We start from the raw sequence: 12,498 nt of genomic DNA, 5'->3' as shown, positions 1-12,498 counted from the left end.
AAACCAGCCACAAGAAACCGCGGGGCGTGAGATTCAGCTGGACGCGACCACCACTGTGAATCGCGGAGAGGCGGAACGGCAGACTGTCGTGCACTTCATGCGCCACGGCGAGGTGCACAACCCGGAGGGCATCCTCTACGGCCGGTTGCCCGGCTACCGCCTGTCGGACCGCGGTGAGCAGCAGGCGAAGCTCGTGGCCGAGTTCCTGGCCGGGCGCGACGTCGTCCACGTGGTCGCCTCGCCGCTGCAGCGGGCGCAGCAGACCGCCGAGCCGATCGGCGCGACCTTCCAGGTCGACGTGGCCACCGACGAGCGGCTGATCGAGTCCGAGAACCGCTTCGAGGGGCTGAAGGTGTCGGTCGGCGACGGCGCGCTGAGCTCGCCGAAGCACTGGCCGAAGCTCTGGAACCCGCTGCGGCCGTCCTGGGGCGAGCCCTACCTGCAGATCGCGCACCGCATGCTCGGCGCCGCCGAGCGCGCCCGCGCGGCCGCGGCCGGGCACGAAGCGGTGTGCGTGTCGCACCAGCTGCCGATCTGGACGCTGCGCCGGTTCCTGGAGGGCAAGCCGATGTGGCACGACCCTCGCCGGCGCCAGTGCTCGCTGGCGTCGCTGACCAGCCTGGTGTTCCGCGGTGAGGAGCTGGTGCGCATCGCCTACGTGGAACCGGCGGGCGCAACCGATCCGAAGGTGACAGGGGCATGAAGAAGCTGTTGGTACGCCTGGGCCTGGTGGCCGCGGCGTTGGCGCTGGTCGGCGGATGCGCGACCCAGGGCGAGGACGCGGTGGCGACCGGCGGCGAGTTCACCTTCGTCTCCCCTGGTGGGCAGACCCGGCTCTTCTACGCGCCGGACGAGCGCGGCCGGGTCTCCGGGATGGCCGGCGAGAGCCTGCTGGAGGAGGGCAAGCAGCTCGGCCTGGACGACTTCAAGGGCCAGGTCGTGGTGCTCAACATCTGGGGCTCCTGGTGCGGGCCGTGCCGCGCCGAGGCCGACGACCTGCAGGCCGTGCAGGACAAGGCCGGGCCCAAGGGCGTGCAGGTGCTCGGGATCAACGTGCGGGACAGCCGGTCGGCGGCGGTGGACTTCCACCGCGACCGCGGCCTGACCTACCCGTCGATCTACGACCCGTCCGGCCGCTCGCTGCTCGCGCTGCGCCAGTTCCCGCGCAGCACCGTCCCGGCGACGATCGTGCTGGACCGCAACCACCGCGTGGCCGCGGTCTTCCTGACGGCGATGCTGGAGAGCGAGCTGCTCCCCGAGGTGGAGAAGGTCGCCGCCGAACCGGCGTGAGTCCTTCCAGGCTCATCTTGCGCGGCGGTGCGGGTAGCGGAACCTCAGAGGCTTTCTCGACGGCGGGATCCCGTTTTTATGTATGTCCAATACACGGCAAACGGGCTGTCCTCGCGAGAAAGCCTCTGAGAACCCGCGGCGGTGCAGGTTGCGAGGGTGGGTTATGCGCCTGCGGCGCATGCGACACCTTCTGCGGTGCGGCGCGTTGGTCGTCGCGGCTGCGGCCGGCAACCAAGATGAATAAGGACTCATCGAGATTGCGGGCAGGTTCGGACGCCAGATCTGGGGCCTGGGGTTGATCGTGGGGTCCTTGATATGCGGGACCTATGGCCCTGGTGGGGCGGTTGTGGGCTTGATCGGGGTCGCTACCTGGGACGATGTGGGGCGGCTCACCGAGCCCGGTTACGGGTCGTGGTCTTGACTTTCCTACCCTCGAAGCGTGAACCCCACTGAGCTCGCCGCGTCCGGACCGCTGTTGTTCGCGGCCGCCATCGCGGTGCTGGCCGGGGCGATCAGCTTCGCTTCGCCGTGCGTGGTGCCGCTGGTGCCGGGCTACCTCGCCTACCTGGCGGGCGTCGTCGGGGCGGAAACCCCGCCCGTGGACGAGAGCGAAGCGGCGCTGTCGCGGCGCGGTCGCTGGCGGGTCGCCGGTGCCGCGCTGCTGTTCGTCGCCGGGTTCACCGTCGTCTTCGCCTCCGGCACGCTGCTGCTGCTGGGCCTGTCCGACGCGCTGCTGGCCAACGAGCTCCTGCTGCAGCGCATCGGTGGCGTGGTCACCGTCGCGATGGGGCTGGTGTTCATCGGGCTGGTGCCCGCGCTGCAGCGCGACGTGCGGATCCACCGGGTCCCGCGGGCCGGGCTCTGGGGCGCCCCGCTGCTGGGCGCGGTGTTCGGCCTCGGCTGGACCCCGTGCCTCGGGCCCACCCTGACCGGGGTGACCTCCATCGCCATCGCCACCGACGGGTCGAGCAGCACCGTGGTCCGCGGGGTTCTGCTGATCGCCGCCTACTGCCTGGGCCTGGGGCTGCCGTTCGTGCTGCTGGCCCTCGGCGCCCGGTGGGCTCTGCGCAGCGCGGGGTGGCTGCGGCGGAACGGACGTGTCATCCAAATCGCAGGTGGTGTGCTGCTGGTCGTGGTCGGCCTGCTGCTCGTCACCGGTCTGTGGGGAGAGTTGATCGCCTTGCTCCGTGGCCCGATCGCCGGTTACGAGACGATCCTCTGATGCGCGGCTACCTGAAGACGGCACTGGCGTTCCTGCGCAACACCTGGCGCGGGCTGACCTCCATGCGCACCGCGCTGGTGCTGCTGTTCCTGCTCGCGCTGGCGTCGTTGCCGGGCGCGCTGATCCCGCAGCGCTCGCTGAACATCTCCGAGGTGAACCGGTACTTCGCCGAGTACCCGACGCTCGCGCCGATCCTGGACAAGCTCGGCGCCTTCGAGGTCTTCAGCTCGGTCTGGTTCGCCTCCATCTACGTGCTGCTGTTCATCTCGCTGATCGGCTGCCTGCTGCCGCGCTGCTTCGAGTACTACAAGCAGTGGCGCGGCAAGCCGGTGCGCACGCCGCGGAACCTCTCCCGGATGCCGCACCACGAGCAGGCCACCCTCGGCACCTCCGTCGACGACGTGATGGCCGCCACCCGCAGCAGGCTGCGCGGCTGGCGGATGGTCGAGCGCGAGGAGGACGGCGGCGCGAAGTCGATCAGCGCGGAACGCGGTTTCCTGCGCGAGATCGGCAACCTCGTCTTCCACTTCGCCCTGGTCGGCCTGCTGATCAGCGTCGCGGGCGGCAAGCTGTACGGCTACGAGGGCCAGGTCATCGTGGTCGCCGACGGCTCCGAGTTCTGCAACTCCGGCACCTACAACTACGACTCATTCCGCGCCGGGCTCACCGTCGACGGCACCCAGCTCACCCCGTTCTGCGTGCGCGTCGACGACTTCGACATCGACTACGAGCCCAACGGCCAGGTCAGCGACTACCGGGTGAACCTGCAGTACCAGTCCGGCGCGGACCTGGAGTCCAACACCTGGCGGCCGTACCTGCTGCAGGTCAACCACCCGCTGCGCACCGCGGGCGACCGGATCTACCTGACCGGCAACGGCTACGCGCCGCGCTTCACCATCACCTTCCCGGACGGGCAGCAGCGCACCGACGTCATCCAGTGGCAGCCCGCCGACCCGATGACGATGCTCTCGCAGGGCGCCACCAAGTTCGACCCGCCCGGCGTGCTCGACGACGCGCAGCGCCGCCAGAACCAGCTCGCCATCACCGGCCTGTTCGCGCCCACCGCCGCGTTCGACGGCGCCATCCTCAGCTCCAGCTTCCCGGACCTGCTGGACCCGGCCGCGGCGATCGACGTGATGCGCGGCGACCTCGGCCTGGACTCCGGGCGCGGCCAGTCGATCTTCGGCGTGGACCAGTCCATGGTGGACCAGGGCAGGCTCCAGCGGGTGGCCCGCGAGAACCTGCGCGTCGGCGAGGACATCCGCCTCGACGACGGCACCACGGTCCGCTTCGACGGCGTCGAGCGCTGGGCCAACCTGCAGGTCTCGCACGACCCGTTCCAGCCGTGGGTGCTGCTGTTCTCGGTGCTGATCATCTTCGGCATCAGCACCTCGCTGATGATCAAGCGGCGGCGGGTGTGGGTCCGCGCCGCACCGCACCCGGACCAGGACGGATCCGGTTCCGCACGTACCGTTGTCGAAGTCGGCGGGCTCGCTCGCACCGATCAGGCCGGATACGGCGAGGAGTTCACCAGGCTCGCCGCCGACCTCCTCGGCACGGGTGTCGACCACTCGCCGAAGTCCCGCGCGGCCGCTGGTCCCGCGCGCGAAAGGAAGAGCTGATGCCGGTCAACGAGACGCTGTCGACCTACAGCGACATGGCCTACGCCACGTCGGTGGTGGTCTACATCCTGGCGATGCTGCTGTACTTCGCGGAGTTCTCCCGCGGGCGCGTCGGCGCGGTCGAGCGCAACCGCGAGGCGGCACTCGTCGGCGGAGGCGGCGGGGACGCCACCTCGACCCCGGTGGTCGGGCACGTGCCCGCCCCGGAGAAGCGGCCGTTCTCCGAGCGCCTCGGCGGCATGGCCGTCGCGATGACGCTGCTCGGCGCGGTGGTGCACTTCGCCTCCCTGCTGCTGCGCGGACTGGCCACCGGCCGGGTGCCGTGGGGCAACATGTACGAGTTCGGCTCGGCGATCTGCCTGGCCGCCGTGGTGGCCTGGCTGGTCGTGCTGTACCGGCAGACGCGCACCGCTCGTCGCGCCGCGACCTCGCCCCAGCTGCGCGGGCTCGGCGGATTCCTGATGCTGCCGGTGATCCTGCTGCTCTTCCTGTCCGGCACGGTGCTCTACGCGCAGGCGGCGCCGCTGATCCCGGCGCTGCAGTCCTACTGGATCGTGATCCACGTCGCCGCGGCGATCATCGCCAGCGGCGTGCTGCTGTTCGCCGGCGTGGCCAGCCTGCTGTACCTGGTGCGCTGCCGGTACGAGAACAACCCGCTGAAGATGACCAAGGTCGGCTCGCGGCTGCCCACCAGCCAGGCGCTGGACCGGGTCGCCTACCGCGCCACGGTGATCATCTTCCCGGTGTGGACGTTCGCCATCGTCGCGGGCGCGATCTGGGCGGAAGCGGCCTGGGGCCGGTTCTGGGGCTGGGACCCGAAGGAGACCTGCTCCTTCATCGCCTGGGTGGTCTACGCCGCGTACCTGCACGCCCGCGCCACCGCGGGCTGGCGCGGGGTGCGCGCCGCCTGGATCAACATCCTCGGCCTGGCCGTCATGATCTTCAACCTGTTCTTCATCAACATCGTCGTGGCCGGTCTTCACTCGTACGCTGGACTGTGAGCGGGTGATCAGCGCCCTCCGGGGCGCAGCGGGGAACCCGCCGTGCGCGGCGGGTTCCGTCGCGTCCAGTCCGCCACCTGCGCAATTCGCGCCCCGTCGGCGAACGGTTCCGGAAGATCGGACCGCCCACCCCCGGTGACTAGCGGGTATCTCTGCGACTACCGTGCCTTGCGGAGACGGGGAGTTCACGATTCGGTCCGGCAGGGCCCGGCTCGATTGTGGGAGGGACGGCAACGGTGACCGGACAGTACGAAGAGCCCGAAGCTCGGCGGGACGCGGGGACCACCGCGGCGCAGCCCGACGGCGCGGACGTCGAGTCCGGGAGCGCGCAGTACGTCGAGCCGCAGACCAGGCCCGCGCACCCCACACCGTCCTACGTCGACCCGTCGCAGGTCGACCCGTCCGGCAACCCGGCAGGGGACGCGCCGCAGCCGTACTACCCGGGCGGCGCGCCCGCGGGCGCGGCACCGGTGTACGGCGACCCCGCCCAGTCCGGGCCGCAGCCGCAGTTCCCGGATCCCTCGATGTCCGGGCCGCAGCCGCAGTTCCCCGACCCGTCGATGTCCGGCCCGCACCCGCAGGCGTCGGGCCCGCACCAGGTGCCCGGTGCGCAGTCGGGTCCGTACTCGGTCTCCGGTGGGCAGTCCGGTCCGTACCCGCCCGTTTCCGGTGGGCCTTCTGGTCCTTATTCGCCGGTGTCCGGTGGTCCGTCCGGTCCTTATGCGCCCGTGTCAGGTGGGCAGTCCGGCCCGTACGCGCCGGTGTCCGGTGGCCAGTCCGGGCCTTACCCGACCGGCGCTCAGCAGTTTCCGCAGCAGTCGTATTCGTCACACCCCCAGGCTGCCCCGAACGGCGGCCCGGGGGATCGGCCATTCGGCCAGGACCTCTCGTCCGCTCAGCTGCTCCGGCAGACCAAGCGGTCTCCCCAATCCGGGTGGCGCAAGGCCGTCTACCTGGCCAGCGGGAAGACGGTCAACTTCGGCGAGGGGCCGGCCGACCGGCGCCGCCGGGAGCTGATCGGCCGGATCAACCAGCCGCTGCAGGGCTGCTACAAGATCGCGATGCTGAGCCTGAAGGGCGGTGTGGGCAAGACGACCACGACCGCCACCCTCGGCTCCACGTTCTCCTCGCTGCGCGGTGACCGGGTGATCGCGGTGGACGCGAACCCGGACCGCGGCACGCTGGCGCAGAAGATCCCGCTGGAGACCACCGCGACGGTGCGGCACCTGCTGCGCGACGCGCACCGCATCCGCAAGTACAGCGATGTCCGCGCCTACACCTCGCAGGGCCCGTCGCGGCTGGAAGTGCTGGCCAGCGAACAGGATCCGGCGGTCTCGGAGGCGTTCAGCGAGGACGACTACCGGCGCACCGTCACGCTGCTCGAGCACTTCTACAACGTGGTGCTCACCGACTGCGGCACCGGCCTGATGCACTCCGCCATGAAGGGCGTGCTGGACCTCGCCGACTCGCTGGTGATCGTCTCGTCCGGCTCGATCGACGGCGCGCGCAGCGCGTCGGCCACCTTGGACTGGCTGGACGCGCACGGCTACGGCGACCTGGTGGCCAGGTCGGTGGCGGTGATCAACTCGGTGCGCCCGGGCTCCGGCAAGGTCGACGTGGACAAGCTGACCGCGCACTTCAGCTCGCGGTGCCGCGCGGTGTCGAAGATCCCGTTCGACCCGCACCTGGAGGAGGGCGCCGAGGTGGAGCTGGACCAGCTCGCCGCGCCGACCAGGATGGCGCTGCTGGAGCTGGCCGCGATCGTCGCCGATGACTTCCCGCACGCGCCCGGCCGCAACCGCCAGGCCTGAAGACCGCACTACGCAGCAGCCCTGAACCACGCGGTGGTTCAGGGCTGCTGGCGTTGTGGACCGGGTGGCGGGCGTGCCGGCCCGCCGGTCGGTCAGTCGTCTTCCGACGGCCGGGACTTGCGCCGCTGCTCGTCCAGGCGGCGCAGGAACTCGGGGTCGTCGTCGGGCGCGATCGGCGCCTGCCTGGGACGGGGCCGGTCCGGCCCGGCCGAGACGGGGCCGAACGCCTTCCACATCAGCACCGCGATCGTGAGCGCGCCGATCGCTGCCAGGACGTAGATCATCGGGCCACCTCCAACTCTGCCGCTTCCGAGATTAGCCAATCCCGGCCCCGGTTGTCCGCGTCGCAGGTGGCCGCACGTCAGCGACCCGGGTGCTGCCACGCCATCGGCGCAGCACCACCCGGGTGGCGGCGGTCGTCGCCCGACCGCGGGCGTCGTTTCGGCCCGCTCGCCCACGAGGGGTGCTGGCGAGCGGCTCGGTGAACCCGGAGCAATGCCTTCGAACGAGCCCTTCCGAACTCGTCGAACGAGTCTGGAAGGTGAAAGGTCGTGCGCGAGCCGGGGGCCGCGGGTTACCGCCACCCCTGGCCGCGTGCAGGACCAGTTCTCGGGCGTTGCTCAGATGGCGCGGTTCACGTCGTTGGTGAGTTCGGCGAGCAGGGCGCGGACCTCAGACTCGCGGAAGCGGCGGTGGCCGCCGGGCGTCCGGATGGAACCGATCCGGCCGGCCGTGGCCCACCGCGTCACGGTCTTGGGGTCGACCCGGAAGAGCGCCGCGACCTCACCGGGCGTGAGGAGCTGCTCCTGGCCGTTCTGGCGCGGCTGCTGGGTCGTCGCGGTCACAGGTGACCTCCACGTTCGAGATGGTCATTCGGGCAATCCGGTCGCATCCTGGCACCCCGATGGCCAGGTACTCGAACATTTGGGTTTAGGTAAAGGGAAGGTAAGGGACGAAAACGGCGCTTCGGGCGGCGCCCGAGACGGCCGCGAACCGGCCGCCCGGCCGGTTCGCCGATCGCTTGCTCTACCCTGGTGACGTGCAGGAACAGCAGCAGTCCGGAACCGCGTCCCAGGGTGCGAAGTCGACTCTCGCACGTGACATCGCGCTGTACACCGTCGCCAGGTTCGCGATGGTGATCGCCGTGGCGGCGCTGTTGATGCTGGCCAAGGTGCCCGCGCTGGTCGCGCTGGCGGTGTCGGTCGTGGTCGTGATGCCGCTGTCCTTGCTGGTCTTCGGCAAGCTGCGGCGCCGGGTGGCGATCGGGATGGCCGAGCGCGGCGCGGAGCGCAAGGCCCGCCGCGAGGAGCTCCTGTCCCAGCTGCGCGGCGACCGCGCAGCGGACGCCGGATGACCCCGGGGATGGCCGCCAGCATCGATCGCTCCTGCACGCGGACCAGGGCCTGGACCAGCGAAGCGGTCCGGATCATCGAGGCCGACGCGAACCGCAGCGCCGACACCCACCTGCTGCGCTACCCGCTGCCCGCGGAGTGGGGAATCGATCTCTACCTCAAGGACGAGTCAACACATCCGACTGGTTCGCTCAAGCACCGGCTGGCCCGATCGCTGTTCCTCTACGCGATCTGCAACGGCTGGGTGACCGAGAACACACCGGTGATCGAGGCCTCCTCCGGTTCCACCGCGGTGTCCGAGGCCTACTTCGCCCGCCTGCTCGGGCTGCCGTTCATCGCGGTGATGCCGCGCTCCACCAGCCGCGAGAAGGTGTCGCTGATCGAGTGGCACGGCGGCCGCTGCCACTTCGTGGACGAACCGGGCGCGATCTACACCGAATCGCGCCGGCTGGCCGCCGAGCTCGGCGGCCACTTCATGGACCAGTTCACCCACGCCGAGCGCGCCACCGACTGGCGCGGCAACAACAACATCGCCGAGTCGGTCTTCGAGCAGCTGGCGCTGGAACCGCACGCCGAACCGAGCTGGATCGTGGTCGGTGCGGGCACCGGCGGCACCAGCGCGACCTTCGGCCGCTACCTGCGCTACCGGTGCCACCGCACCGAGCTGGCCGTGGTCGACCCGGAGCACTCGGTGTTCTTCGACGCCTGGCGGGACAGCGATCCGGAGCGCACCAGCGACCGCGGTTCGCTGATCGAGGGCATCGGCCGCCCGCGGGTGGAGCCGTCCTTCGTCGGGCAGGCGATCGACCGGATGATCAAGGTCCCGGACGCGGCCTCGATCGCCACCATCCGGCACACCGAGCAGGTGCTGGGCCGCCGGGTCGGCGGATCCACCGGGACCAACCTGTGGGGCGTGTTCGCGCTGGCGTCGGAGATGATCGCCTCCGGGCGGCGCGGGAGCATCGTGACGTTGCTCTGCGACGGCGGTGAGCGCTACGCGAACACCTACTACGACGACGAGTGGGTCGCCGCCCGCGGCATGGACCTGGACGCGCCGCGCGCGGTGCTGGAGCACTTCCACGCGACCGGCGAGTTCCGGGCGGGTTGAGCGCGGTGCAGGGAGGTCTGGTTCCGGTGAGGCGTTGGGGTTTGGTGGCCGGGGTGGCGTTGCTCGCCGCCGTGGCCGGGTGCGCTCCCGAGCAGTCGCCGCCCGCCGCGGAGCCGTCGACGCCCTCGACCTCCGCGGCGGAGTCGGCGACGGAGTCGACGGAGCCCTCGATCACCCGGAACATCCCGCCGGAGCAGCGCGCGCACCTCGCGGCGCTGTCCGGCGAGCAGATCTGCCTGCTCGTCGAACCGGCGGACCTCGAATCGCTGGCCTTCGCCGTGCTGTCCGGCCGGCCGCAGGAGCTCGGCTTCGACCCGCCGGTGCGCGGCTGCCGGTTCGACGCCGAGTCGGGCGCCCGGTCGGTGCTGATCGGGGCGCAGCGGGAGGGCTTCGCGGACCTGGGCCGGGACGAGGTCGAGCTGGGCGCGCTCGCGGGCACCAAGACGCTGCGCGCCGGCGACTGCACGGTGTACGCGGGTGTCGCCGGGGCGACCCTGCAGGTCTCGGTGACCGCGGCGGAAGCGGATTCGGACGACTGCGGGACGGCGGAGCGCGTCGCCGAGTACGTGCTGCCCGCGCTGGTCGGCTGACGGCCCGCGATTCGCCGTGCGGCCCGATCCGTTTCGGTCCGGCGCGCGTGAATTGCGCTGAAACTGCCGGGTAATTGCGGCCGCGATCAGTTCGCCGGGCTAACGGGATGTATTCGTCAAAACGGTCAATCTGGCCCTTTGCTTGTCACGAATGGGAAACGAGCGGCCGCATTCGTGGAACCCGGGCGCGCTAGGTGGAGTCAAATGCTCCTGACGGATTAGTGCGAGTCGGGGGTTCGGGTGGCTGAAAACCTCAAGGCGATTCCAGCCGAGATGAAGGGCTTCGAAGGCCTGCTGGAGCGGAACGCCGGGTATTTCACGAAGATCGATGAGTGGGCGGAGAGCACCGCGTCCGACACCAGCGGGTTCACCGGTCTGATGATGGTGCTGATCCCGGTCGTCGAAATGGTGACCGCGCTGTACGGCGAGACCCTGGAATGGGCGAACAGCGCACTGCTGAAGGTCAAGGACGATCTGGCGGACGCCTCCGCGGAGTACGAGGAGATCGAGCAGAAGATCGTCGGGATCTTCCGGCAGATCCAGTCCGATCTCGACGACATCAAGATCTGAGGGGGAGCGGGAATGGCTTCGTTCGCGGACGCCGAAGACCCGATGGGGGTGCTCACGGCCGACCCGAGCCAGAGCAACGCGGAATCGCAGAAGCAGGCGATCGAGGACGCCGGCTGGCAGGTGCAGGCGGTCAACTGGGTCTACGAGCAGGTGACCGGGCAGAACCTGATCGAAACGCTGATCGCGCCGATCGCCGGTGACTTCTCGAAGATCGAGACCAACGCCGAGGCGTGGGGCCAGGTCGGCGATGCGCTGCGCGCCATCCGGAAGAACCTGAACCAGGGCATCAGCGACCTGCGCGAGAGCTGGGACGGCGCAGGCGCGATCGCGTTCGAGACGCTGCTGGTCTCCACCTGGACCGTGGCGCTCGAAGGCGACGCCATGCTGGCGCAGCTGGTCGGCAAGGGCTTCCAGAAGGCCGCGGACATGTCGCGGAAGATGACCGACAAGGCCCTGGAGCTGATCAAGAAGCTGGTCGACCGGCTGATCGAGACCGCGGCCACCGGGTGGATCCCGGTCGCGGGCTGGGCCAACGTGGTGCGCAACGTGCAGAAGTGCGTCGAGATCGTGATGGCGATCCTGGAGCTCTTCGAGGCGCTGCAGCAGATGTACGACTCGGTCGTGCAGCTGGTCGAGTCGGTCAAGAGCGCGGGCACCAACCTGGCCAAGATCAAGGACGCCAACAGCCTGGGCGACGCGGTCAACATCGGCTTGCAGGCCAAGGACGACTTCACCGCGGTGAAGGACTCGGCGACGGGTGTGACGGACGCGGCGACCGGGGTGAAGGACTCCGCGACCGGCGTGAAGGACGCGGCCACCGGCGGCAACCAGCCGGCGACGTCCGGGAACCGGTGACGGAGAGGAGTGCACGACGTGAGCGACGACTGGATGACCCCGGAGATCCGCGAGGCCGAGGCGATGCTCGAAGAGCGCATGCGCCAGGCCGAGGAGGTGCTGGACCGCGTTGCCCAGTACGAGGCTTCGCTGCCCGAGATCAAGCTGACCGACGACCAGATCGAGGACGTCGAGCAGCGGATCCGGTCCGGCCAGGCGCCGCCGGAGATCGCGGCCCTGCAGGCGCGCATCGATGCCGGTGAGCTCAGCTGGCAGGACATCGCCAGCGGGGAGGCGCTGCACGACGAGTCGGTGCAGGCCTCGTTCGCCAAGAGCGTGGCGAACATGCAGCAGGCCAAGGAACTGCTGGACGCCGGGTACGACGTGGCCACGGTGATCGGCAACGACCCGAACCGCCCGGCGGCCGACACCTACGACGACGAACCGCCGGATTCGTTCCTGCGGTGAGGGGTTGAGTGATTCCACGATGAACCGCAAGACGCTGATCGGCATCACCATCGGCTGGGGCGTGCTGGTCGCGCTGGTCTTCGCGGTGTTCCTGGGCATCGCGATGTTCAGCGGCACCTCGCTGGCCAAGGCCAGCACCGCCGACGGCTCCACCGGCCCGTACTTCCGCTGGAACGGCGAGCCGATGCTGCTCACCAGCGCTCAGCGCGGCAAGGACGCGGTCTGCAAGGTCGTGCCGGAGGAGGGCGAGTCGCGCGACATCAGCACCTACCGCGCGGAGGGCCGCCGGTACGTGGACCCGGTGACCCCGTGGTTCTCCGGCGAGGCCCAGATGTCGTGCACGACCCCGGTGACGATCCGGGTCGGCTCCGAGATCTCGAACTACGAGCTGTTCACCAAGAACCGCGTGCTGCAGATCGGTGCCGCGGTGGTCGCGGCCGCGCCGTTCCTCGCGGTGAGCGTCTTCGGCCTCGGCACCCGCAAGACGCGGGCCTGACGACGAGAACGGCCCGTGCACCTGGGCAGATTCGAGGGGTCGTTGCAACACCGCTGCTAGCTGGTGGTTGTGAGTAGAGTAGCGAAGCGCTCGGCTGGGGTGTCCCAGCCGAGCGTTTTGCGTGGGCGGTTGTT

Annotated in this window: 15 protein-coding genes; 13 read left to right on the top strand and 2 right to left on the bottom strand. The window is 70.1% G+C overall.

Annotation, left to right across the window (positions count from 1 at the left end):
• The first annotated feature begins 97 nt into the window (after positions 1-97).
• The 6 genes from OU416_RS33750 to OU416_RS33725 all read left to right on the top strand — a co-directional run bounded on the left by OU416_RS33750 (position 98) and on the right by OU416_RS33725 (position 6,946).
• Positions 98-703, top strand: coding sequence for a histidine phosphatase family protein (locus tag OU416_RS33750; RefSeq protein WP_270931130.1), 606 nt, complete (start codon positions 98-100; stop codon positions 701-703).
• Positions 700-1,290, top strand: coding sequence for a TlpA family protein disulfide reductase (locus OU416_RS33745; RefSeq protein ID WP_270931129.1), 591 nt, complete (start codon positions 700-702; stop codon positions 1,288-1,290). Before OU416_RS33750 ends, OU416_RS33745 begins: the two co-directional genes overlap by 4 nt.
• Positions 1,291-1,729: 439 nt before the next feature.
• The gene (locus OU416_RS33740) at positions 1,730-2,512 is read left to right on the top strand and encodes a cytochrome c biogenesis CcdA family protein (protein WP_270931128.1); all 783 of its coding nucleotides are present in this window, start codon (positions 1,730-1,732) and stop codon (positions 2,510-2,512) included.
• Positions 2,512-4,134, top strand: a complete 1,623-nt coding sequence (resB, locus tag OU416_RS33735; RefSeq protein WP_270931127.1) for a cytochrome c biogenesis protein ResB — start codon at positions 2,512-2,514, stop codon at positions 4,132-4,134. The genes OU416_RS33740 and resB overlap by 1 nt, the downstream gene beginning before the upstream one ends.
• Positions 4,134-5,135 carry a c-type cytochrome biogenesis protein CcsB gene (ccsB, locus tag OU416_RS33730; RefSeq protein ID WP_270931126.1) on the top strand — a complete coding sequence of 334 codons (1,002 nt, stop codon included), beginning with the start codon at positions 4,134-4,136 and terminating at the stop codon, positions 5,133-5,135. The genes resB and ccsB overlap by 1 nt, the downstream gene beginning before the upstream one ends.
• 236 nt (positions 5,136-5,371) lie before the next feature.
• Entirely contained in the window at positions 5,372-6,946 is a 1,575-nt protein-coding gene (locus OU416_RS33725) for an AAA family ATPase (RefSeq protein ID WP_270931125.1), read from the top strand.
• Positions 6,947-7,038: 92 nt separating this feature from the next.
• Here the strand turns inward: OU416_RS33725 and OU416_RS33720 are convergent, their stop codons facing one another.
• Both OU416_RS33720 and OU416_RS33715 read right to left on the bottom strand, forming a co-directional pair.
• Positions 7,039-7,230, bottom strand: coding sequence for a hypothetical protein (locus OU416_RS33720; RefSeq protein WP_093155372.1), 192 nt, complete (start codon positions 7,228-7,230; stop codon positions 7,039-7,041).
• A 336-nt stretch (positions 7,231-7,566) separates the two neighbouring features.
• Positions 7,567-7,791 carry a BldC family transcriptional regulator gene (locus tag OU416_RS33715; RefSeq protein WP_093155370.1) on the bottom strand — a complete coding sequence of 75 codons (225 nt, stop codon included), beginning with the start codon at positions 7,789-7,791 and terminating at the stop codon, positions 7,567-7,569.
• Positions 7,792-7,985: 194 nt separating this feature from the next.
• Here OU416_RS33715 and OU416_RS33710 point away from each other — a divergent pair, with 194 nt between their 5' ends.
• The 7 genes from OU416_RS33710 (at position 7,986) to OU416_RS33680 (ending at position 12,364) form a co-directional block, all read left to right on the top strand.
• A complete protein-coding gene (locus OU416_RS33710) occupies positions 7,986-8,300 on the top strand; it encodes a DUF4229 domain-containing protein (protein ID WP_270931124.1) in 315 nt (104 codons plus the stop codon).
• Positions 8,301-8,308: 8 nt separating this feature from the next.
• Positions 8,309-9,406 carry an L-cysteine desulfhydrase Cds1 gene (cds1, locus tag OU416_RS33705; protein WP_270931123.1) on the top strand — a complete coding sequence of 366 codons (1,098 nt, stop codon included), beginning with the start codon at positions 8,309-8,311 and terminating at the stop codon, positions 9,404-9,406.
• Positions 9,407-9,432: 26 nt separating this feature from the next.
• Positions 9,433-9,996, top strand: coding sequence for a DUF3558 family protein (locus OU416_RS33700; RefSeq protein WP_270931122.1), 564 nt, complete (start codon positions 9,433-9,435; stop codon positions 9,994-9,996).
• 240 nt (positions 9,997-10,236) lie between these two features.
• Entirely contained in the window at positions 10,237-10,566 is a 330-nt protein-coding gene (locus tag OU416_RS33695; protein ID WP_270931121.1) for a hypothetical protein, read from the top strand.
• Between the two features lie 12 nt (positions 10,567-10,578).
• Positions 10,579-11,421, top strand: coding sequence for a WXG100 family type VII secretion target (locus tag OU416_RS33690; protein ID WP_270931120.1), 843 nt, complete (start codon positions 10,579-10,581; stop codon positions 11,419-11,421).
• Positions 11,422-11,439: 18 nt separating this feature from the next.
• The gene (locus OU416_RS33685; protein WP_270931119.1) at positions 11,440-11,868 is read left to right on the top strand and encodes a hypothetical protein; all 429 of its coding nucleotides are present in this window, start codon (positions 11,440-11,442) and stop codon (positions 11,866-11,868) included.
• A gap of 4 nt (positions 11,869-11,872) precedes the next feature.
• On the top strand, positions 11,873-12,364 hold the full coding sequence (locus OU416_RS33680; RefSeq protein WP_270931118.1) for a hypothetical protein: 492 nt from the start codon (positions 11,873-11,875) through the stop codon (positions 12,362-12,364).
• Positions 12,365-12,498 lie beyond the last annotated feature (134 nt).

The organism is Saccharopolyspora indica (assembly GCF_027853965.1).
Lineage (GTDB): Bacteria > Actinomycetota > Actinomycetes > Mycobacteriales > Pseudonocardiaceae > Saccharopolyspora > Saccharopolyspora indica.
Note: the sequence above shows the minus strand (reverse complement) of the source record. Positions and strands in the feature narration are given on the sequence as shown.